This is a genomic window from Microbacterium sp. A93, from assembly GCF_051842835.1.
Genome location: NZ_JBPXMT010000008.1, coordinates 126,935 through 149,427 on the forward strand (window position 1 = coordinate 126,935; position 22,493 = coordinate 149,427).

General features: G+C 68.8%; 18 protein-coding genes. 3 read left to right on the forward strand and 15 right to left on the reverse strand.

Translation table 11 applies throughout. The features are described 5' to 3' along the window. Positions 1-280: 280 nt before the first annotated feature. From ACSU1G_RS20020 to ACSU1G_RS20030, 3 genes are all read right to left on the reverse strand, one after another. Positions 281-1,312 carry a hypothetical protein gene (locus ACSU1G_RS20020; protein ID WP_439281753.1) on the reverse strand — a complete coding sequence of 344 codons (1,032 nt, stop codon included), beginning with the start codon at positions 1,310-1,312 and terminating at the stop codon, positions 281-283. After that, positions 1,309-2,661, reverse strand: coding sequence for an MFS transporter (locus tag ACSU1G_RS20025; protein ID WP_439281754.1), 1,353 nt, complete (start codon positions 2,659-2,661; stop codon positions 1,309-1,311). Before ACSU1G_RS20025 ends, ACSU1G_RS20020 begins: the two co-directional genes overlap by 4 nt. A gap of 109 nt (positions 2,662-2,770) precedes the next feature. Beyond that, a complete protein-coding gene (locus ACSU1G_RS20030) occupies positions 2,771-3,571 on the reverse strand; it encodes a hypothetical protein (protein WP_439281756.1) in 801 nt (266 codons plus the stop codon). A gap of 549 nt (positions 3,572-4,120) precedes the next feature. On the opposite strand from ACSU1G_RS20030, the gene ACSU1G_RS20035 reads away from it, so the two are divergent. The 3 genes from ACSU1G_RS20035 (at position 4,121) to ACSU1G_RS20045 (ending at position 8,191) form a co-directional block, all read left to right on the forward strand. Continuing rightward, a complete protein-coding gene (locus ACSU1G_RS20035) occupies positions 4,121-4,636 on the forward strand; it encodes a VanZ family protein (protein WP_439281757.1) in 516 nt (171 codons plus the stop codon). Continuing rightward, the gene (locus ACSU1G_RS20040) at positions 4,633-7,419 is read left to right on the forward strand and encodes a WecB/TagA/CpsF family glycosyltransferase (RefSeq protein WP_439281758.1); all 2,787 of its coding nucleotides are present in this window, start codon (positions 4,633-4,635) and stop codon (positions 7,417-7,419) included. Before ACSU1G_RS20035 ends, ACSU1G_RS20040 begins: the two co-directional genes overlap by 4 nt. A 121-nt stretch (positions 7,420-7,540) precedes the next feature. Continuing rightward, positions 7,541-8,191: a hypothetical protein gene (locus ACSU1G_RS20045; protein WP_439281759.1), complete on the forward strand. Its 651-nt coding sequence runs from the start codon at positions 7,541-7,543 to the stop codon at positions 8,189-8,191. Positions 8,192-8,293: 102 nt separating this feature from the next. On the opposite strand, the gene ACSU1G_RS20050 is transcribed toward ACSU1G_RS20045, so the two are convergent. The 12 genes from ACSU1G_RS20050 to ACSU1G_RS20105 are packed head-to-tail and all read right to left on the reverse strand — an operon-like array spanning position 8,294 to position 22,468. After that, positions 8,294-9,676: a hypothetical protein gene (locus ACSU1G_RS20050; protein ID WP_439281760.1), complete on the reverse strand. Its 1,383-nt coding sequence runs from the start codon at positions 9,674-9,676 to the stop codon at positions 8,294-8,296. Beyond that, positions 9,642-10,568, reverse strand: a complete 927-nt coding sequence (locus tag ACSU1G_RS20055; RefSeq protein WP_439281761.1) for a hypothetical protein — start codon at positions 10,566-10,568, stop codon at positions 9,642-9,644. Before ACSU1G_RS20055 ends, ACSU1G_RS20050 begins: the two co-directional genes overlap by 35 nt. Positions 10,569-10,571: 3 nt before the next feature. Further along, positions 10,572-12,011, reverse strand: a complete 1,440-nt coding sequence (locus ACSU1G_RS20060) for an O-antigen ligase family protein (protein WP_439281762.1) — start codon at positions 12,009-12,011, stop codon at positions 10,572-10,574. After that, positions 12,008-12,931, reverse strand: a complete 924-nt coding sequence (locus ACSU1G_RS20065; protein WP_439281763.1) for a DUF6492 family protein — start codon at positions 12,929-12,931, stop codon at positions 12,008-12,010. The genes ACSU1G_RS20060 and ACSU1G_RS20065 overlap by 4 nt, the downstream gene beginning before the upstream one ends. Next, positions 12,928-14,274, reverse strand: a complete 1,347-nt coding sequence (locus tag ACSU1G_RS20070; RefSeq protein WP_439281764.1) for a glycosyltransferase family 1 protein — start codon at positions 14,272-14,274, stop codon at positions 12,928-12,930. Before ACSU1G_RS20070 ends, ACSU1G_RS20065 begins: the two co-directional genes overlap by 4 nt. 1 nt (position 14,275) lies before the next feature. Then, on the reverse strand, positions 14,276-15,436 hold the full coding sequence (locus ACSU1G_RS20075; protein ID WP_439281765.1) for a glycosyltransferase family 2 protein: 1,161 nt from the start codon (positions 15,434-15,436) through the stop codon (positions 14,276-14,278). Further along, a complete protein-coding gene (locus tag ACSU1G_RS20080) occupies positions 15,433-16,998 on the reverse strand; it encodes an oligosaccharide flippase family protein (protein ID WP_439281766.1) in 1,566 nt (521 codons plus the stop codon). Before ACSU1G_RS20080 ends, ACSU1G_RS20075 begins: the two co-directional genes overlap by 4 nt. Beyond that, entirely contained in the window at positions 16,995-18,164 is a 1,170-nt protein-coding gene (locus ACSU1G_RS20085; RefSeq protein ID WP_439281767.1) for a glycosyltransferase, read from the reverse strand. The genes ACSU1G_RS20080 and ACSU1G_RS20085 overlap by 4 nt, the downstream gene beginning before the upstream one ends. After that, positions 18,161-19,351 (reverse strand): DegT/DnrJ/EryC1/StrS family aminotransferase, encoded by a 1,191-nt coding sequence (locus ACSU1G_RS20090; RefSeq protein WP_439281768.1) that lies wholly within the window; start codon positions 19,349-19,351, stop codon positions 18,161-18,163. Before ACSU1G_RS20090 ends, ACSU1G_RS20085 begins: the two co-directional genes overlap by 4 nt. Then, on the reverse strand, positions 19,348-20,553 hold the full coding sequence (locus ACSU1G_RS20095; RefSeq protein ID WP_439281769.1) for a glycosyltransferase family 4 protein: 1,206 nt from the start codon (positions 20,551-20,553) through the stop codon (positions 19,348-19,350). The genes ACSU1G_RS20090 and ACSU1G_RS20095 overlap by 4 nt, the downstream gene beginning before the upstream one ends. After that, positions 20,550-21,290 carry an acetyltransferase gene (locus ACSU1G_RS20100; RefSeq protein WP_439281770.1) on the reverse strand — a complete coding sequence of 247 codons (741 nt, stop codon included), beginning with the start codon at positions 21,288-21,290 and terminating at the stop codon, positions 20,550-20,552. The genes ACSU1G_RS20095 and ACSU1G_RS20100 overlap by 4 nt, the downstream gene beginning before the upstream one ends. Next, positions 21,287-22,468, reverse strand: a complete 1,182-nt coding sequence (locus ACSU1G_RS20105) for a DegT/DnrJ/EryC1/StrS family aminotransferase (protein ID WP_439281771.1) — start codon at positions 22,466-22,468, stop codon at positions 21,287-21,289. The genes ACSU1G_RS20100 and ACSU1G_RS20105 overlap by 4 nt, the downstream gene beginning before the upstream one ends. Positions 22,469-22,493 lie beyond the last annotated feature (25 nt).

Below are 22,493 nucleotides of genomic sequence, written 5' to 3' on the forward strand. Positions count from 1 at the left end.
AGCAGATATTGGATTGGTGGGCCCGTATCCCCACGGGCTAGTTCCACCGTTCGATCCGTGTGCACCGTCTCATGGGGCCCTTCAAGGATAGGTTGTTGTCGACAGCGGCCGGTAGTGGACCTTTGTCCATACTTTCCTTCGCGGGGCGATCGAGGACATGACGCCGGGCAGTGGCGGTGACCAGTTTGCGGAGCAGGATCGTGGCCCTTCCACCGGCTGGTTCTCATCAGCCTCAGCGTGCCACACCCGGGTTGATTGATGGTTGGCAACGACCACGGGCTCAGTCGTCCACGACGGACGGCGACCAGGCGTGCTCGATGAACAGCTCGGGTTCGGCCGTGGCCTCGGCCTCCAACCGGAAGACGTCTGCATCCCAGTTGGCGTCCTCACGGGGCAGGCCGTACAGGAGCGTGTCCTCGTCCAACCATTCCAGTTGGTCGTCGATGCCCCGGTCGAGCTCGATGACGGTCCGCTCGCCGCTGGCCACGTCCATGAAGGCGACATCCCAGTGCACGCTGCTGGAACCGACCATGTCCCCGTCGTTCCCCCGGCGGACCTTGAAGGCCACTGTGCGCCCGTCCGGGGAGACTGAGGGGCACTCAGCGTTGATCGCCAACGACTCCATGGTCCGCTTCTCGAGGTCGCCCTCCACGAGCCACGTAGTCCCGCTCGAGGCCACGGTGGCGTAGAAGCGGTTGCCACCGGCGAAGGTCACGCCCCAGACATTGCGGTCGACGGCCACCAGCGCTCTACCGTCCACGGAGACGTCGAAATCCTGGAGGTTGCCGTAGTCCCGGCCGTCCGGGCCCTTGACGGTGGTCTCGGTGGAAAAGGAATCGGCCGCGTAGGAGTGCCCGGTGACGAACGCGGTCGTGGCGACCAGTCCGTCGTCGGAGACCCGGGTCCGGCTGGGGATTCCGGCGAGCGGCCACGTGGTGACCGGGTTGCCGTCCACGTCATAGACCTGCGTCTCGAAGGTGGTCGGGATGCCCCGCAGAGTGCGCAGGCAGGATAGGTAGTCTTCCGAGACGTCCACCCGATCGCAGGGCTGGCCGCTGACCTGGCGTGCCCCGTCCGGCTCGGCCAAGGCCACGGAGGACACCATGCCGTAACCCTCACCCGACGCGGTATTGCGGAAGACGATGTGCGGGCCGCTGGGCAGGTCGACCGAGATCTCGGCCGCCGAGGAACCGGTGGTCCGGTGCTCGTAATCCTGCAGGGCCCGGATCCCGTAGATGCCAGCCACTCCGATGGACACCGTGGCCACACCCGCCAGGACGAGCCACTTGGACCGAGAGGACAGTGCGCTCACCTCCGGACCACCAGCCACCAGGTCAACGGCAGAACCATGACGAGCACGACTGCGGCGCCCACCATGGTGGGAACGGCACCAAACAGCACCCACAGGCCGCCGAACGCTGTCGAGGCCACCAGCCGCGTCACCGCGACCACCGTCTGGGCCGCCCCGATGCCCGTGGCGGTGCGGCCCTGCGGGGATAGTTGGCCGGCAAGAGCGGCCAGGACGCCGTCCGTGGCGGCATAGAAGATGCCGAGCAGGAGCAGGCTCAGACCGAGGGCGGCCCAGTTCCCGCCCATGGCCGCGGCCAGGTAGGCCCCGGCCAGGAACAGGTGCCCGATGATCAGGACCGCGGCCCGGGACGTCCGGTCGGCGATCTTGCCCACGGGGATGGCCAGCAGCAGGAAGACGGCGTTGGTGCCGACGAAGAGCAGGGGGAACCACAGTGGATCGAGATGCCCGTGGGACATGATGGCCAGGTAGATGAACCCATCGCCCACGGTGAGCAGACCCAGGGCACCTGCGGCCAGCAGGAGCCGTTTGAGGGGGCCGTTGAATGAGCGCCAGTTCCGGCGCCGACCGGTGGTCTTCGATGCGGCACCGGCCGGCACCGTGGCAGGGTCGGCCGGCGCCGTGGCAGGGGCCTTGCCGAACCGGACGTCGGGGACGAACAGCAGGAGCACGGCCACGCCGACCAGTGCGGCCGCCAGGGACACAGCGAAGACAACGCGGTATCCTTCGGGCACGAGCAACAGGACGACGAAGGCCAGCAGCGGGCCGATGGTGGCCCCGACGGTATCCAGCATCCGGTGGACCCCGAACGACCGGGCGAGGTGCTCGGGTTGGGAGACCTCCTGGATCATGGCGTCACGCGGTGCCGTACGGATGCCTTTGCCGATCCGGTCAAGGCCGACCAGGACGGCGATCCCGAGGAATCCCTGCACGAACAGCAGGCCCACTCTCGTCAACATGGACAGCCCATAACCGGCGACCGCGATGGCCTTGGGCTTGTCCGTCCGGTCGGCCGCGTAACCCGCCGCGATGCGCACCACCGCGCTGACGCCCTGGTGCAGTCCCTCGAGGAAGCCGTAGGCCACCATGGACAGCCCGAGAGCACCCGTGACATAGAGGGGCAGGACTGCTGCCACGGACTCGGAGGAGACGTCGGTCAGCAGGCTGACCATGCCGAGGGCCACGACGGTGGGTGCGACCCGGAAGGCCACCTTTCGGCGGGTGGCGGGGTCCGACTGTCCGGTGCCCGATTCCGGCGGCAACGGTTCTTCGCTCGTGGCGCTCCCGGCGGCATCGACCCGGTCTGCCGGAGGCTGGTCGGGACCCCGGAATCCGGCCAGAGAAATGTACATTCCGTCCCCTCAGTTTCTGGTTCGTGGCGTTGTGGTGAGTGTCAGCGCCGGTGCTGGTGGACTTTGCGTGGGGTGGCCTGAGTCGGGTGGCCAGGTGGAAGCCACCCGACTATCGGACTTCGAAGGAGCCGGATACCGACAGGTCCACCCGGCCGGTTGACGACAACGATGCGGTGACGGTCAGCTCATCCGGGCCGAAGCCACATTGCACCTGAGGTGTTCCGTCATCCAACGTGGGACGGCTGGTCGGCCACGCGAGCGATTCGCAGTGCCGGACGTAGTAGTCGAGCAGAGCGTCCGGGTTGACGTCGCTGAGGGCGTTCACACCGACGAAGACGCGCTGGCCTTGGGTGGCCACGGAGGAAGACTGGATGTCGATGTCGTCGGGGACTGGAACTACGTGCTCGGGGAATCCTGCCACGAGTTCGTGTTCGGCCGCCGCGGCATCTGGGACCTCCGTCAGTGCCGGTTCCCGTTTCGCGGAATCCGGTAGCCGGTAGGGCTCGACCCCGAGGCCGTTGGGCACCTTGGGTTCCTGGTCCGCGCCCTCCGGGGCATCGGCCGCAGGGTTCCACGTGGGGCGGTCGCCAGGAGCGGCAGAATCCTCGGCCGCAGCATCCTGGGAGGCACTGGAGGAGGAATCTCCGGGGGCCGCGCTCCGGCCCGTGCCGGCTTCCGCCTCACCGTGGCCAGCCAATGCGTCCGCGCCGGTGCCGGTACTACCTGCGGCGCCGTCGGTTCCGGGGAGTGCCGTCGAGGTCTGCGTCGTCGGCGTCGACGACGCCGAATGTCCCTTGTAGTCGTCCGCCGCCACCGGTTGGGATGGACTGGCGACGTGGACGATCAGGACGGCCAGCATGGCCAGGACGACCAGGACGGCGGCGCCGGTGGCCCATCGGCGGACATTCATGGGGGCTCCTGGACGGTTGAGACGGACGGTTAAGCAGTGCCGTCCAGCCGGGATACTGTCACGTACCGGGGCTCGGAAGGCTTGGGGTTCCTGCTCTGATGCCAGACTAAGACGGGCCACCAAGCCTTCCCAGAGTGACGCGCCCCTACTGTGGCCTAGGGGCTGACCGGCAATCACGTGATCCGCACAACCCCCTACTCATGCCCCCACGTATGCGGTGTGCAGCGGTACTCGTTTTCCGCGCGGATCACCGTATCCGTGGTCCCACCCCGTTGCCTTCGTCCACCCGCCGTCCTACGTTGAGGTTCGCGGTCTACCCCGTTGACCCCCCTTCGAGGCATCCTGCCGCCTTCCTCATGTGCATGTCACCGTCGAAAGAACCATGACCACCATGAACCTGAAGCCACCTCCGTCGTCGGTTGTCCCCGCCCGCCGGGTGGGCTGGGTCGGTGAGGCCGGCCGTCCCCTGGAGGCTCACGGCCAGGACTGGCGTTGCCCGGCCACAGGACAGGTGTACCGGGAAACCGGATCCTGTTTGGAGTCGGCACCATGACCCTAGCAACACGGCAACCGGTCGATGCCCCGACCCGGACCCACTTGACCGGCAGGCAATGGTCGGGGTGGCTGCTCTTGGTCTACCTTCTCCCCCTGGCCATCCTGGTGCTGTCCGCACGCCTCGGGGACAACGGAATCCCGCAGGCCTTTCATGCGATCCAGCCGTGGCTCGGCGACGGCGGACAGATGCCCGGCCTGCGATACGGTCACCTGGAGGCAGCCGCCAACATCCTCCTGTTCGCCCCCATCGGATTCCTGGTCGCGGGGTCGGTCGCCCGCCGTGCCGGATCCCTCCGTGCCCTGCGGTATGGGATGCCCGACTGGGCTGTGTGGCTGCTGGCCACCTCGCTGTCAGCAGCCGTCGAGCTCGCCCAACTGTTCCTGCTCACGGAACGCTCCGGAACCCTCCGGGACTTGATCTGCAACTCCACCGGCGCACTGGCCGGGGTCCTCGCTTTCCGCATCGTCCAGTCCGCCCGTCACCGGGCCACCCGAAGGAAGATACCGTGAACGATTCGCATCCCCGTGTCGACTTGGCCGGCATCGTCGTCGACCTGATGGACGAGCCGACGGCGATCAACGCCCTGACCACGCGGTCACCCCGACAACCCCCGGTGGCCGTCATCTCGGCCAATCTGGACCACATCGTCCAGTTCGGACGAGAGGGCCGCTGGCGCCGGACCTTGGGGGACTCGCTCCGGCCCACCCACACCGCGGTGGACGGGCGGTCCCGCCAGCTGGAGTGGCTCACCCTGCTGGACGGTGCCCCCGTAGTGGCCCAGGCGGACCGCTTGACAGGCCGGTCTTGGCCGCGACTGGCCGGCAGCGACCTGATCGGCCCCCTATTGGACGCCGCCGAGAAGGCCGGACTCACGGTGGGTTTCCTGGGTGGTTCCTACCTGGTCCAACGGCTCCTGTCCCGCCAGCTGATCCGCACCCGTCCGGGGCTGGTCGTGGCCGGGATGTGGTCCCCGGATCGGTCCGAGCTCGCCCAGGAGGAGGCCTCCCTGCAACTGGCGGCCACCATCGCCGCCGCCGGCCCGGACCTCCTGATCGTGTGCCTGGGCAAGCCACGGCAGGAACTCTGGATCTCCACCTACGGGCCCGCCACCGGTGCCTCTGTCCTGCTGGCTTTCGGTGCCGTCGTCGACTTCCTGGCGGACGCCGTCCAACGCGCACCGGCCGTGGCCAGCGCCCACGGCCTCGAATGGGCCTGGCGGTTGGCCCGTGAACCCCGCCGCCTCGCCAAGCGATACTTGCTGGACGATCCGCCAGGGCTGGTCCAGATGCGGCGCCACAGCGCCCTGCTGCCGGCCGATCCGACCGAGGCGGCCGCCGTGTTCGCCCCGGACCGGACCTTCACGGCCGGAAGGCCGGCCGGGGTGCCCGCCGCCCCACCGTCATCCTCCGACCGTTCGAGAGTCGCCGGACAGTTCGTCCCCCCGGGTCGGCATGCCGATGTTGCGGTCCTGGTCGTCACCTTCAACAACGAGGACCATCTCGGTCGGCTGCTGGCCAGCCTGCGCCGAGAGGCAGAAGGGCTGCATATCCGGGTGGTGGTGGCGGACAACGACTCCACGGACGGTACGGTGGCTGAGCTCAACAGGTACCCTGATGTGGTCCAGGTCCAGACAGGTGGAAACCTCGGCTATGCGGCCGGTATCAATGCGGCCCGCCGCAAGTCCGGTGACGCTGAGGCCGTCCTGGTCCTCAACCCGGATCTGGAGGTGGTCCCCGGAGCGATCAACGAAATGCTCGCCGTGCTGCGGGCCGGGACGGCCCACGTGGTCGTGCCGCGCATCCTCGACACGAACGGGAACCTCACCACGTCCCTGCGCAGGGAACCGAGTCTGGCATCCGTCTTCGGCGACGCCCTGTTCGGAGGCCACTGGCCACAGCGGCCGTCGTTCTTGGCCGAGACCGATGCCGCCCCGGAGAGCTACCAGTTCGGCCACGAAGTCGACTGGGCCACGGGTGCGGCCGTCATGGTACGGTCCGACACCGAGCGGCTGGTCGGCGACTGGGATGAACGCTTCTTCCTGTATTCCGAGGAAACCGACTACTTTCGCCGTGCCCGGGACCTGGGTGCCCGGGTCTGGTTCGAACCGAACGCCACCATGGTGCATGCCGAGGGTGGATCCGGCAACTCCGTTCGGTTGCAGGCGCTGATGACCGTCAACCGCGTCCGCTACATCCGCAAGCACCACACCGAGACCGTCGCCGAGGCCTTCCGGGCCGGCGTGATCCTCCACGAGGCCTTGCGTTCCTACCAACGCCCCCATCGCCGCACACTGGCTATCGTGGCGGACGAGGCCCGGTGGGAAACGCTGCCCGGCCCCACGGCCACCCGCTATCCGGCCAAGGTCCTGGCCGGATTCCCTCGGGGCGCGGTCATCATCCCGGCACACAACGAGGCAGCCGTCATCACTCTCACGCTCCGGGCCCTGGAGCCGGTACTACGCACCGGCAGGGTAGAGGTCATCGTGGTGTGCAATGGTTGTACGGACAACACCGCCGAGCTGGCCGCCGCCGTGCCCGGAGTGCAGGTCTTGGACTGTCCACAGCCTTCCAAGACCGCCGCCATGAACCTCGGCGACGCCCACGCCACCCAGTGGCCGCGGGTGTACCTCGATGCGGACACCGTGATCACACCCATCACCCTGCGCCTCCTGCTGGAGAGGCTGCAGTCCACTGACAACCCGGTCCTGGCGGCTCGGCCGTCCTTCCGCTATGACGACGCCGGAGCGAACAGGGCCGTCCGCGCCTACTACCGGGCCCGGCGCCGGCTGCCGAGCACCAAGGAGCGCCTGTGGGGTGCGGGAGTGTTCGGGATGACCCGTGAGGGCCACGAGCGGTTCGGTGCCTTTCCGGACGTCACCGCAGACGACTACTACGTGGACCAGCAGTTCTTGGACCATGAGAAGGCCATCGTGCCCGCTCCCCCGGTCCCGGTGCGCACCCCGCAGGACATCCGTTCCCTGGCGAAGGTGCTCCGCCGCGGTCACCGTGGACCAGCCGAGCTGCGGGAGGCTCCGGCCGCAGCCGGCGTCCTGGTCTCGGGTCCCGACGTCGGCCAGTCCGCCCCGGCACCGATGACCAGCACCGCCTCCAGCACCACGTGGGAGCTGGTCCGCTCCGTGCGCGGTCCGTTCAGCATGGTCGACGCCCTGTCCTACTCATCGTTCGCGGCTGCTCCGCGGCTGTCCCGGCTCCGGCCGAACAGCACCACGGCGCGCGTCACGTGGGAGCGTGACGACAGCAGCCGCAACGGTGACCCGCTGCCGGGGCCCTGAACCTGAATCCACCGGTCCAGATGGGTGAGTCCTCGGCGGGCTAACCGGGAGATGCCGTCTGATCAGGGAAAACGATGTTTGTCGAGAACATCATCTCCGCTGCCAGAGGGGCACACCGTAGATGCAGGTTCTCCATACCCGGTCGGCGGTCTCCAGCGCCTTCGGTGGTCCGGATCTCGTGGCGGCGACCGGGCTGGTCCCGGCCATGGCCCTGGCGGCCGAGACCGTGCTGGTCAGGCTGGTCAGGCTGGTCAGGCTGGTCAGCGAACATCTACGGCTGCCGGGGTACTTCGGGGCGAATGCCGGAGCCAAGGTCTCCCTCACGGTTCGGATGGACCCGGCCGGCGAGGCCGCCATCGCCATCGTTGGCGACAACGCGTGGGAGACGGTCAAGTACACCAATGCCGTCTTCGATGTGGAGTCCAGCATCTGGCTCTCGGATGCCGAGGTTGGCGAGGTGCCCTTCCCCGCCTCCAGGTCCCGACAGAAGGGCGAGCGCATCACCGGACGGCTGGTGGCCCGCCGCATCCACGAGCTGAGCCCCAAGGACCTGGAGCAGCCGACCCCATTCGACACCCGCCGGGCGTTCTTCACCACCGTGGACGCCGCAGTGATGGCCCTCAACCTCACCCGGGCCGGGGGAACCCTTGCCGGCGGGACCTTCGCCAAGGCCGAGAGTGCGACCTTCCGCGCCAAACTGATCAACGTCCCGGCCCGGTCCAGCCGATATCGGCGCCATCAGGAACCCAGCAGTGGAACACCCGGGCAATGAGGTCCGTCAACCGTCCATGCCCCAACAGCGAGACCCCGCCGAACCCGAAACCACCTACACCTTCTGAACCGGGCTTCAGGCTGAAGGGCCGCACCGCCTCGCTCAGAGACCGCAGTCGTTGCCCTCCAGCCGGTACAGGTGCACCGAGGTGGAGGCCTCGAAGTCATCCGTGAACGCCCCGCCACTGACGGGGACGGTCCGGCCTTCCCCCAGCACCTCCGCGTCACCATCCCGCGCACAGTCGAGGCGGAAATCGATGCGGCCGGGGCGGGTGGCCGAGGCGGTGCTGAGCACATAGAGGTCTCCGTCATGGACTTTGACCGCAGCGTCCGCCGCCCCGGAGATCTCGAGTGCGTCGTCCAGCCACGGAGCATTGAGCACCGGTGCCAACCCGGCCACCTCCTGGTTGATCGCAGTGATGCCCGCGGCCAGGTCTGGACCACAGTCCCGCAGCACGTGGAACGTGGGGCAGGGGCCAGCGAAGCTGTGGCCGAAGTACACGACGCCGCGGGCGCCGTGCACGAGGCTGCTCCAGATCCCAGCACGGATCTCGGGCATCGTGGGCGGGTCCTCCGTGCCAACATCGAAGGGCTGGCCGACCTCCATGAAGGCCCAGACGGGCATGGCCCCGGACGGCTCGATCAGGGACCGGACCCGATCGATCGTCCACCCGTAGTTCGCCGGTAGCCGGCATTCCTCCTCGGTCAGCTCACGCGCTTCGTCCAGCAGCAGTCCGCCCTCGGTGGGCCCGCAGATGTATGGGTCGGTGAACCAATAGTTGTCAACGGAAACCACGTCCTGGGGTCCGCTGACAAACCGGGAGGCCTCGGCGTCGGTATTCCAAAAGGTGACACCCTTGCCGTAGTTCGCGTAGGTTAACCGGTCCGAGTCAACGGTCGCATGCAACCGTTCCTGCACGGTGTGCCCGCACCCGACATCGGGATCGGCACAGATCTCACCCTGCCCGGGGAAGTTTCCGGTCCAGTCGCCGGTCCCCGGACCAGCCCACATGTCCACCTCGTCACCCAGCACCGACCCTCGTGACCTGGGGTCGGCCCAAGAGGTCAGGGCGAACTGTTCCCCTTCGGCCAGGAAGTCCAGCCGCGAATCCGGCGTGAGGTCGACGTAGAGGTTCAGACCCAGGTCCAGCTCATGCGCGGCCTGAGATGGCTCCACGACAGAGCCGATCCACAGGCCCATCGGGAAGAACTCCTCGCTGGCCGGCAGGCCGTCCCGGAAGCGCCCGTAGTAGTCCGCGCCGCCGTCAGGTGCCCGGAGGGACCAGCCGGTCGGCTCGGCGGCCCCGGGGTCCTCCGGTGCCTGAAGAACTCCCGGCCGGCCGGTGGACGGCGTGTCGGCCGCTGGCTGGCCGGCCGGAACGCAGCCCGCGGTCGCCAGCAGGACGGCCCCGAGAAGGCCGGCCACAGCTGCCCGACGGCCGGCCCGCGACTCAGCGGTTCGCCGAGGCGTGAACGCGACGCGCATCCTGGGCACCCTGGTCGGCTCCGACCAGCGGGGCAGCGTCAGCGTTGGCACCCACAGACGCGCGGTTCACGTCTGTGGCACGAACGCCTCGCCCGTCACCGTCCGCCCCCACCTCAAAGTCAGCGGGGCCGTGGATCGGGAGCGGTTGCTTCGCCGTGACGCTTCCTTGGCTGGACGGCGTGCCGTTGTTGTCCAGCGTTCCGGCGTGCGCCGCCGAACGGGCGTCCCCCCGCTGTGTCCCCTTGGAGGGCTGGGACCGGCGCCGGACCCGGTCGATCGACTGGGCCAGGGATACCGCGCCCAGCAGCAGCACGACGCCGCCGGCCCCGAGGACGGCCGTGGACCTCAGTCGGCTGGAGAATACCTCTTCCGGCGGGGTGGGACCGCTCACCGGGATGGATTCGATCAGGTACGAGTCATCTGCGCCGTTGATCTTCTGCACGTCGTTCATGATCCGATCGAATTCCTCGCTGAGGATGACCGCGGCCATCGAGGCGGTTTCGGGACTCTCGGCCGTCACGGTCAGGTTCATCATCCCGGAACCCGTGCCGTCCGGGGGGACCAGGTCGTAGTCCGCGTCCAGCCCCTCCGCTTCGAGGCGGTCGGCGACCTCGACGGAGTGGACCCGGGCAATCACCACCTGGGCCAGCAGTGACGTGTCCCGCCACCGCAGATAGGGATTGTCTTGGTTGACGTCGGCCAGGTCCGGATCTGCCTCGATCTCCAGGTCCGTGGGGACTTTAGGCATGGCCAGCGCGAAGGTGGCCTTGGACTCATAGGTCCCGGGGGCCCAGAGCAGGCCGTAGGCGCAAGCCAGGACGGTCACGAGGACCATGGGAACGGAGACCCACTTGTAGCGCCACATCGTCTTGAGTACTGAAAGCGGATCCATCGTCTACCCCTGTGTCTGTGAGTTGGTCTGTGAGTCGGTCTGTGAGTCGGTCTGTGAGTCGGCCGGGACCGGTCGGGCCGGTGCTGGTCCGGTCTTCGGTGAGACCGTTTGCTTGATGAGCAGCCATGAGGTTCCGCCCAGCCCCACAAAGAAGGGCACCAACAGGGCGAACGTCTGGAACGAGAAGGAGTCGAAGGTGCCGGAGGCCACCACGGCCACGAACATCGCGGCAGCGCAGCTGGCGGCCAGCAACCGAAGCTCCGGGTCCTTGGCGTGCCGGGCGGCCAGTAGTGAGGTGAACGCGGGCACGAGAAGGTAGACGAGCAGGGCCAGGAGTCCGACCACGCCCATGGTGACGGCCGAGAACAGGTACTGGTTGTCGAAGATGTCGAAAGCGCTCCTTGGCATCCACGTCCCGGGTCCGTGTCCCAGCCATGGCCGTTGCACCAGAACGGTCCAGGCCAATGGGTAGTCATCGGTCCTCGCCGAGATCGACGGGTCGGCGTTGCCCGCCGTGGCCGCACCGAGGAGTGTCGAAACCATGCCGGGGATCGCCACGAACAGCCCCACCACGAAGACTGGGGCGATGACCAGCGCCCACCGTCGGGCCAGGACCGGCAGGTAGGGGATCATCACGATCGCCGCTACCACCAGCCCGATCATGGCCGAGCGAGAGACGGTGAACACGCTGCTGAACAGCAGCAGCATTGTCGGGGTCCACCGCAGCCACCTCCTGGACTGGGTGGAGAACAAGGCCCACCACACGGAGAGGGGCAGCAGCATGGATGACACGATCCCGAGCTCGATGGGGTGCATGGTGGTGCCGGCCACCCGAGGGAAGGCGCCCCGTTCCATGAACGGGGTGCCGGACCCGTTGTCCTCGAAGCCGGCCATGAAGGGTTCAAGTGTCTCCACCGGATTGGCCAGGGTCGTGAACTGGATCGTGGCGACGATCCCGCATACGGAAGCGCCAGCCAGGAGCCACCCCACGGCCCGGCGGACGTCCTCCTTGGTGAGCAGGCACTGGGTCACCGCGAGAGTGATCCCCACCCCGGCCAAGACGAGCAGCATCCAACGGTCGGCGGCCGACCGGTCTGCGACGGTGGAGGCCCCACTGAGGCCGGCGAAGAGTGCGGCGTAGCTCAGGCACGCTGCAACCACCCAGACCAACATGGCCACCCGGCCCGGGTGCCGGAACTGCCAGGCGTCGAACCGGCCGAACAGTGCGGCGGTCACCCACATCCCCAGGACGGCCAGTGCCAACAGTTGCGGCACTGCGCCCGAGGCCCCGGCAGGGACCAGCACCAGGTAGGAGGGGCAGGCCACCAGGGTGAACAGCTGCAGGCGCAGCAGGACGGGCACGCCGGGTGACCGACGGAGATCCTGGAGCGTCGGGCCGGGCACCGAGGTGGGTGCCGAGGTGACGGCCATGCGGGCGGTCATCGGAGCGCGTGCTTCTGAAGGCGGTCCAGGACCTCGTTGACCACCGCGTCGTCGGTGTCCGAGTTCGACTGGATGTGCACGGCGATGTGCTCATTTCCGAACGCACCGATGAATTCCTCGGCCTCCTCCGGTCCCATCGGGGTCGGTGACCAGTAGCTGTGGCACCGGGTGGTGCCACGTTGGAAGCTACGGTCCAGATCGGAGCCGAAGTGGCGGACGAAGGTTCCGTACAGGATGTCCTCGCTGAAGTGCAGGTGGTCCGCCACGGCCGCGGCCCAGGGCATTCCCGCAACCTCCTCGACGCGGGCCAGACACTGGCGCAACAGCTCGCCGTCCCAGGAGACGATCCCCGCCACGTGGTCCGGGTAGCTGTGTTGGCCCTGCCAGGGCAGCCCCAGCAGTTGGTGGGCCGTCTGGTGCCACCGGTAGTGGCGTTTCATGGTCCGGGGCACTGCGTCCTCCGCCGTGTAGAGGCGGATGGCACCGGCCCGGCGGCAGGATGCGGCCGTGAGGGGCCGCACCAGGACCACATCGGAGTCGATGTTCACGAAGATGTCCGCTTCGACGTGGTGCGCCATGCCCATCTTGACGATCTGCTGCAGGACCCAGCCACGGACGGGCTTCCACGGTCGACGCCAGCTCAGGGCGGCGCAGTTCAGCGACGATGGCAGTCCAGGGATCCTGCTCATGCGGGCCGCTGTGCGGTCGGTGGCGATCAGCCCTTGGGGAATGGCCTGCTGGTAAGTCCATACCCGCAGCCGGGGTGAGTCGATGGACCGGAACAGTTCCGCGTCGAGACCGGGGACGATCACGTGGTGCACGACGTCCTCCTCGGTGAAGCGCAGGACCGATTCATGGAGCCTGCGGAATCCCGGCAGGTCGGGTCGGTACGAGGGAGTCAGAATGGCGAGTGCGGTCATGGGTGTTCATCCTCCGCGGCGATGTGCGAGATGAGGTGCGGAGCGTTCGAGGTGGTGGGCGGACTGGTCCAGGGTGAGGTGTAGGACGCGCTTCCTGCACGGCGGTCCCGGGACACGGTTCCCCTCCGGACCCGGGCCTCGATGAAATCGGCTGTCATGGCCTGGGTTGCCGCCCAGGACGGCCGAGGGGCCGCCGCGATCCTCTGGGCACGCTCGGCGGCGGCGACGTCGCTGACCCCGACGACGTCGGCCAGTGCCGCTGCGAGCCCATCCGGGGTGCCCGGGGCCCACACGGCGTGCAGCGAGTCCAGGTCCAGCCGGGGGCCAGCCGCGTCGTTGAGGACGGGAACGTTCCCTGAGGCCAACAGTTCACCGGGCACGAGGGACACGTTGGTGAAGGACATCGCCAGGCCCGCTATGGTCCGGTTATAGAGCACGTTGAGCTGATCCGGGGGGACTGAGCCGTGCTGGACCACGGGGATAGTCCAGCCGTGCACGGTATCGCCGACGACGTGGACCGGCTGGTCGGGGCACAGCTCGTGGAAGCGCTCCAGTGCGGCCTTGGCCAAGAGATACCCGCGGCGGTCGACGGTCCTCTTGGCGTAGTAGACCACCCCCCGGCGCGGTGCCGACTGTCCCGCTGGTGCGGGGAGCAGACGGTAGGTCTCGGTGTCGCAGCCGAAGGGGACAACCAGGTCGGGGACCACCCCCACCTGCCGTGCCAACTCCGTTGCGACCATCCCGCCGAGGGCGATGTTCTGGAGCCCAGCGGAGTACGTCGACTCGGCCAGCCCGTAGAGATAACCCCGGGGGTAGAAGAACGGTTCGTAGTCCTGGATGAAATAGAAGGGCACCGCTGTGGTGTTCCGGGCGGCCACGACCTGGGCCGTGGGCCAGCTGCTGGCCACCACGGCGTCATAGCCACCGAACCCGTCGGCCGCGCTGGCCACCCTCGCCGTCAGCCCCGGCCAGGCGCGGCGGATGACCGGCTCGTGGCGGGACACGTCGTCACCATTGCGATCGTAGAGCACAAGGGTGCAGTCGTGCCCGCGGTCCGCCATCGCCTGCACCATCCGGAACAGTGTCGTGTGGCCGCCAGAGCCGGCGCTGGGCGGGAAGCACACCCATCCGATCCGCAACCGGCCCCGGTCGCGCCCCGGTATCGGCGGCAAGGCGGCCCCGGCACGGACGTCCTCCGATCGTAACGGCAGGGACGGTTCATCCCAGGCGCGGGCCTCGCCGAGGCGCTCGACTCCGCGCCGGGTCAGGTCCCGCATGGCGCCGCTCCAGCCAACACGCCTGATCCGGCCGGCCACGGCCAACACCTTGCTGGTCATCGACATCTCAGAACTCTCCGTTTCTATGCCAGTTCCGCCAGGCGGCGTTGTTCTTGAACCGTCCCCGAATGCGGCGGGCCAGTGAGGCGGATTTGTCCACCGGCCCTCGGGCGTCTTGTGCCCGCCGGAGGATCTTGTCCCGGCGCACGAGGTTCACCCGGGTCGGTTCCAGGTCTAGTTCCCGCAGTCGCCCGAACAGTGGCGACCGGCCCCCGTCCACGTCCACCTCGTGCTCGAGCAGGTCCAGGACTTCTCGGTCCAAGGCCCGGCGGACCCGGTCGCGGGCCGAGCGCGTCCATTCCAGGTCTCCGACCGGGCCGGAGAACAGGGTGTCAAAGGCCAACCGACGCTCCTCCAGGTCGACAACAACGTCCACCTTCCGGGCGGACAAGCTGGCGGGGTGGTCCCGGTGCCAGGCCTGGTCGGCCCCGTGGACATAGCCGACGTCGCTGAAGGACGCGAGCCGGAGCCACATCTCCATGTCGTGCGTGTGGGTGAGGTCCCGCTGCCCGCCCACGCGGTCCACCACAGAGCTGCGCATGACGACTTCGGCAGAGGTGATCACGTTGCGGGCGTCCATGCAGCGGGCCTGCACCCAGTCCGCGCCGGGCCACAGCGTCCATGCGGTGGCCTGCTCGCGGGCCGGCGGCAGTGCCTGGCCGTCAGTGAAATGGATGGGGTGCCCGTACACGAGACCCACGGAGGGGAACTCCTGCGCCAACTGCACGGCCCGCGCCAGGGAACCGGTTGTCAGGAGGTCGTCGGCATCCAGACGTACGAGGAACTCCCCCGTGGCTGCTTTGAGGCCCCGGTTGAAGGCCTCCACTGGCCCTCGGTTCACTTCATGACGGATCAGCTGGACCCGGGGATCGGCGGCGGCCAATCGGGAGGCGACCTCGGCGCTGTCATCGGTGGAGCAGTCGTCCACAATGACCACGTCGACATCAACGCCGGCCTGCTCTGTGGCGCTGGCCACCGCTCCCGGCAGGAACCGGCCGTAGTTGTAGCAGAGAATGACCACGGTGGCCGTGGCACCGGTTTCCGATCCAGTGCTCTGGCGCCCGCGGCCCTGTGAGGCGGCCACACCCGCAGCCGACGTGGCGTGGTCCGCGTGCGGTCTCATCAGAGGGATGCGCCGCCGATGGTTCAGGACGATCTCGAGACTCATGCCATGCCCTCCAGTGGTCCCGGGGACGGCCCGCCGGGCGCGGACCACGCCCCTGGGCCGTGGTCCGACGGGGTGTCGATCGGTTCGTCCGCCCCCAGTTGCCGCGCGGCCGCAAGGCGTGCGGACATCCAGTGCCAAATCGTTGCGGCATAGACCGTCGCCCCGGTCGCGCCACCGAGGAACAGGTCCACGAGTGGCTGTTCGCTCAGCTGGATGACCAGCCAGGTGGTTGCGGCTGCCGGGACGGCGGCGGCAAGCGGCGGCCAGAAAGCGGACCACGCCGCCCGGATATCCGCACCGACACGGTGCAGCGTGTGCGCATAGCACAGGAGCAGCACGATGCTCGTGACCAGTTGGACCAGGGCCGCGCCGTGACTGCCCATGTGACCGATGGCCCACACCAGCGCTGGCAGCAGCAGGATCATCCAGGCGATCTGGAGCCAGAAGACGCGGGCCGATTCACCGCGGGCCAGCAGGTAGGAGGTGGACAGGTCCAGAACGGTCCGGAGGGCGCCAAATCCGCCGAGCAGCATCAGCAGCGGGGCGGCGGCAAGCCAGCGTGATCCGTAGACGAGCTCGATGGTCGGCGCGGCCAGCAGGACGAGCATGAGCCCGGCCAGCACGGCCACCGCCCACACGGGTGCGAGGGCAGTGGCCAGCGAACGGTCGCGCGCTCCGACGGCCACCCGGGAGAAGGCCGGCAGGGAGACCGAACGGACCACTTGGCCCAGCGCGCTCATCGGCCAGTTGGAGATATTGAATGCCAGGAAGTAGAAGCCCAAGGCCGTGGCCCCGACCAACCCGGACACCAGAACCTTGTCCGCTCCCAGCAGTGCCCAGGACAGCAGGTTCGCTCCGGCCACCGGAAGCCCGAAGGCGATCGCCCCGCGCGCCACGGTCCGGTCCATCCCGAACCGGAGGCGTTCTCCCGCGAGAATGAACTGCAGGACCACAGCGACGAACTGGGCCACGACGCGGGACACGGCCAGCGCCATGACGCCCCATCCGGCCATGACAAGGACCACAACCAACACGGTGCCCACCACGAAGTCGGCCAATGCGATCAGGAACACCTGTTTCTGGTGGAAGCCGCGCTGCAACGCCGCATACGGTACGACACCAATGCCGGCGATGAGTAGCGTGACGGACATGACCGCCAGCACCGGCCCGGCCTCCGAGGCTCCCAGCAGGTCGGCGATGGTCTGCGACCCACCCATCATCAACAGGGTGAGGACGGCGGAAATCACCAGGGCAAAAGTTGCCACGGTGGGTGCCTTGTGGCGGTGGTCTGCGGACCGGATCAGGTCGGCGCTGAGCCCGAAGTCGGCCAAGGTCATCATGACCGTCTGCACCGTCAGCACCACGGCGAACAGTCCAAACTGCTCCGGCGTGAACATCCGGGCCAGGAAGATGCCAACGGCGAAAGTCCCGAGCCGTAGCAAGAGGCTGCTGATTCCGCTCCAAGCCAGTCCTCGGCGGATGCCGCCATTCACGCTGGCGTCATCCCGCGCCGCAGCATGGCGCGGGCGGGTGCCCATGGGACGTACGGATCGGATGGTCATGCCACGGCCGCCGGGTTCAGATACTGGCCGGCCACGTATGAGCTCAGTCCGGCGGCGGACCGAGCGAGCGAGACGGTCCGGCGGCCGAGTCCCCTTTGGCTCTCGTGGGCATTGCCGTAGATGTTGTCGAGCAGCAGAGCGGCACGGCGAAGGCTGTAATTCTCCTCCACGAGCTGACGGGACCACTCGCCCCGCCGGCGCCGCTCGGCGGGGTCCGCGGCGAGCTCCTCCAGCAGCGGCAGCAGGGGGTACTCCCCACCGTCGCCGGTACCGTAGAAACCCTGCCAGCTGAAGGTATCCATGGCCTGCGGGGTGGCCGGCGCGCAGAAGCCATCCGCACCGAGCACGATGCCCGGCTTGGCGTGGGCCATGCCGCGCAGCATCGAACTCCCCATGCCCAGCACCACGTCTGCCGCGGCATAGGCCGGGTTCGGGTCCTGAAGGTTGCCCGGCACGAGCACCACACGACGGCCGTGGCGGGCATTGACTCGTTTGGCAGCCGCCTGGATCCGGACGAACTCCGGTCCGCTGCCCACGGCCAACAGAACGACCGGCATCCTCCCCGCCAGACGATCCACGGAGGCAATGGCTGCCATGACGCCGGCGGCCTTGTCCAGGTCTCCAGTCATCCGGCCGACCACGGAGATCACCAGTTCTTCCGGGCCGATCCCGAAGGACCGGCGTGCGGGACCGGGGTCGGTGGGCGCGTTGGCCACCGTGTCGATGGGCGGCTCCATCAGGTGCCGGTAGGGGTGCGCGTCGGCCGCGGACCAGAGCTCGCGCGTGCCGACGATCAGGTCCAGGTGGCGCGGTAGGAACCGCGGGACCTCCATGGAGAGCACCGTCATGACCTGGGGAATCCCGAGCAGGCCGTGTGCACCGAAGGACGCGCCCATGGCCGGCGCCCATTCGTAGGTGTGGACGAGGTCCGCCCGCCACGACCGCACCAGCCGCATGAGGCCGGTTGCCCAGCCCGCTGAGAGGCGCAGCCCCGTGTTGGACAGGGTCAAGTCCAGGCCCAGCTCGTGGGCACGGTCCATCAGCGGGCCAGATGTGGCATAGAGCATGACCTGGTGGCCGCGGTTCTTGACCGCGGCCGCCAGGTCCAGGGCGTTGAGCTGGCTACCGCCTATACCCATATCGTGCGGGCACACGATGATCCTCATCGCCGGGCGACCTGGGGTCCGGGGGCGGTCAGCAGGCCCGTGAGTACGTCAACCACGCGATCCTGCTGCTCCGCCGTGATGTGCGGGAAGATCGGCAGGGACAGCAGACGGTCTGCCGCGGCCTCGGTCACGGGGAAGGAACCGCGTTCCAGCCCCAGGTGCTCGTAGGCCCCGGTCAGGTGTACGGGCACGGGGTAGTGCACCCCGGCCCCGATCCCGGCCGCATGGAGCTCTGACAGCACCCGATCCCGGTCGTCCACCTGGATCGTGTACAGGTGCCACACGTGGTAGTTGCCCTCCGCTTCCGACGGGAGCCAGACAGCCCCGGTCTCGGCCAGCGGTCCCAGCAGCTCGGCATAGCGGTCCGCAGCCGCTCGCCGCAGCCCGTTCCACTGCTCCAGCCGGGCCAGCTTGGCCCGCAGCACAACGGCCTGGACGGTGTCCAGCCGAGAGTTCATGCCCACCGTGCTGTGCCGGTACTTCGTCGGGCTGCCGTGCTCGCCGAGCACGCGCACCCGAGCCGCCAGGCCGGCGTCGTTGGTCACCACTGCACCCGCGTCCCCGGCCGCGCCGAGGTTCTTGCCCGGATAGAAGCTGGTCCCGGCGGCCAGGCCCAGGCTGCCGGCCATGCGGCCGTGCCGGAAGGCACCCTGGGACTGGGCCGCGTCCTCGATGATCACCACACCGGCGCGATCGGCCTCCGGACGGATCTGCTCCACGAAGGCGGTCTGACCGTAGAGGTGGACCGGCATGATGGCCTGCGTCCTCTCGGTGATGGCAGCGGCCGCGGCCTCCGGGTCAATCAGCAGGTACTGCGGATCCACGTCCACCAGGACCGGGACGGCACCGATCCTGCTGACCGCCTCGGCCGTGGCGATGAAGGTGTTCGCCGGCAGGATGACCTCTCCCCCGGCCCTCACGCCCGCGGCCCGCAGAGCCAGCTCAAGAGCATCCGTGCCGTTGCCGACGCCCACACAGTCCGAGACCTCGACGAACGAGGCGAACTCGCTCTCGAAGGCCTGCACATCCGGTCCACCGATGAAGGCGGTGGTCTCGAAGACGCGGCGCAGGCCGGCCTGGACCTCCTCATCGATCTCGCGTTGCTGCGCCCCGAGATCCACGAAGGGGATCGGGGTGGTGTCCACAGCTGGGTCGCTGATCGAATCGTTGATCTTGGTGAGTGTCATGCGATGGCTCCTTCTCGGGCCCATTGCTCCCGGGCCACCACGGACCCGAAGCGCATGGAGGTGAAGTATCTGGCGCTTCCTGCGGCGGACCGGGCCAGGGAGCGGACCATGGTGCTGCGGTCCACACGTTCCAGGGCGGTGTCCACGTAGATGGAGGCCAGCTGTTCGGCTGCGGTGTCCAGACCGTAGCGGCCGGTCACCAGGCGTTGTCCGTAGGCACCCAGGCGGCGACGCACGGCAGGGTCTGCGGCCAGGTGTTCCAGCGAACGGGCCAGATCGCCGATGCCTGCTCCCCCGCGGCCGTACCAGCCGGCGTCGAGGAATTCGGGCGCGGAGTCCTCATCCATGGTCTTCCAGAAGCCGGCCTCGCCGTGGACCACCAGCGGCTTGCCGTGGGCCATGCCCTTCAGTGCGGAGGAGCCCATGCCGAGCACGATGTCCGCGGCCTGGTAGACGGAGGAGGTGTCCAGCTGGAACCCCACGGGCTGCACCACGGTCCAGCCGTGGTGGGCGTTGACGGCCGCAGCCCGGCGCTGCACCGCCTCACTGCCTTCGCCGTCTCCGGCGATCAGCAGCCGGACAGGCCGGGTGGCCGCCATCCGGTCCGCCACGCGGATGGCCTCCAGGACCCCCTGCAGCTTCTCCAGCGCGGTGGTCAGCATCGTCACCGCGGAGATCACCAGGGCCCCGTCGGGGATGCCCCAGCGTTCCCGCGCCGCAGCCGTGGCGGCCGCCCCCGTGGACTGGTGCAGCCCGAGGTCCACCGGCGGCTCCACCAAATGGGCGTGACGGCCCTGAGCGAGCATCCTGCGTTGGAGCTCGGGGGTGCCCACCACGAGCGGCAGGTGGGTGGGCAGGAAGGGCGGCACGTCCATGGCCATCACGGACATCAGGGTGGGCAGGCGCCGCACCGAGCTGAAGGCCGCCTGCAGGCTGGGGCGCCACTCGTAGACGTGCAGCAGGTCCGCCCGCAGGTCCCGGGCGGTCTGTGCCAGCCCGCGGGACCAGGCCAGGGCGGGAGCATCCGGGGCCGGTGCCTGGACCCACTCGAGGTCCGTGTCCCGCAGGATCTCGGTCAACACTCCCGGGGCGGAGTACACCACCGGGTCGTGGCCGTATTTGCGGATGGCCGAGGCCATCTCGATGGCGTTGAGTTGACTGCCACCCATCCCCAGCTGGTGGGGGCACACAAGGACTCTCATGCTCGGCTACCTTTCATGGCGATCAGGCGGGTCAGGGCGCCCTCGGATGACGGCCCGACGTCGGCCGGTTCCGTCCCGCGCAGCGGTGCGGCGGGGGTGCCGGCCCAGGTCTGCCCGGTCGGCACGTCGTGCAGGACCACGGCGCCCATTCCGAGGACGGCGTCCGCTCCCACGTTCAGGTCCTGGCGCACGGAGCTCTGCTGGCCCAGATAGGCCCGTTCCCCCACGCTCACGCGCCCGGCGAGGGTGGTGCCGGCCGCGCAGGTCGTGTAGTCCCCCAGGACATCGTCATGGGTGAGCACGGTCCGGGGCATCAGGACCACGTGGCGGCCCAGCGTGACGTCACAGGTCAGCACGGAGCCGGCCAGGACGATGGAGCCCGGACCCAGGCTCGAGCCGTCACCGATCACCGCGGAGGGATGGATGTGGGTGGTGTATCGTCCCGCGTCCACGCCGAGTCCCGCCAGCCGCTCAACGATCGCCTGGCGTGCCCGGCCCGAGCCCGCGCACACCAACAGCTGCTCGGGGCGGGCGGCTGCGAGCTCGAGACCGCCGAGCACGGGCAGCCCGGCCACCGCGGTGCCGTGCAGCGAGATGTCATCGTCGAGGAAGCCCACCACCTCATCGGCTGCATCGGCTGCGGCGTGACGACCCACGGGGCCGGCGGAACGGATGGAGGCCAGGGTTTCCCGGGCCAGCCCGCTGGCCGCCAGGAGCAGGATCCGGGTCATGGTCATCCCCTCCCTGTGGCCGCGTGGTGTTCCCGCGTGTTGCGGGGGGACTCGGCGGCTGCGCGCAGGCTGTCCGTCACGCGCCGGTGCTCGTCCTCGGTCATGGTGTGGAAGATCGGCAGGATCAGGGTGTGGTCCGTGAGCCGTTCGGTCATGGGCAGGGGACGCACCAGGCCCGAGTGCCCCGAGTAGGCCCCCTGCCGGTGGGCGGCCATGATCCCGCGCCGGGCGGAGATCCCGTCCGTGGCCAGCCATTCGAGCAGCTCCTCGCGGTTCAGCGGGAAGTCCGGCAGGACCTCCACCCAGAAGGACTGGAAGTTGGAGGTGCCGTGCTCGGGGTCCACCGCGTAGCGCAGTCCCGGCAGGGTGGCGAGGACGGCCTGGTAGTCGTCCGCGAGCGCCCGGCGACGGCGGACCATCTCCGGCAGCTTGCCCAACTGGACCAGGCCCATGGCGGCCTGCAGGTCGGTCATCCGGTAGTTGTAGCCCACCTCGGGGTAGCCCTCCTGGACCGGCAGGACGGAGGTATGCCGTTCTGCGGCCGAGACGTCCATGGAGTGCTCCCGGAGCCGGCGCGCGCGGGCCGCCCACTCGGGGTTGTCCGTGGTGAGCATCCCGCCCTCGCCGGTGGTGAGCAGCTTGCGGGGATGGAAGGACCAGGCCGTGACGTCAGCGCCGGTTCCCACGGGCCGGTCCCGATACGTGGACCCGGCGCCGCAGGCGGCGTCCTCGATCAAGGCCAGGGAGTGGCGGTCGCAGAGCTCTCGGATGGGTTCCAGGTCCAGCGGCATGCCCCCTTGGTCCACGGCGATCACGGCCGTGGTCCGGGGCGTCAGGACGGCGTCCAGGGTCTCGGCCGTCACATTGCCGGTCACCAGATCCACGTCCGCGAACACGGGGCGGGCCCCCACATAGGTCACCACGTTGGCCGTGGCGATGAAGGACAGGGAGGGGACGATCACATCATCGCCGGCCTGCACGCCGGCCACCAGCAGGGCCAGGTGCAGGGCGGTGGTGCAGGAGGAGGTGGCCACCCCGTGGGACACCCCGTTCGCGGCGCTGAAGGCCCGCTCGAACTCGACCGTCCGGGGCCCCTGGGCCACCCATCCGGTGGCGATGACCTGGGAGACCGCCTCGGCCTCTTCCGCGCCCAGCCAGGGTTTCATCACGCTGATTCTGCTCATGGTCGGTTGTCTCGATCTCTTCTCG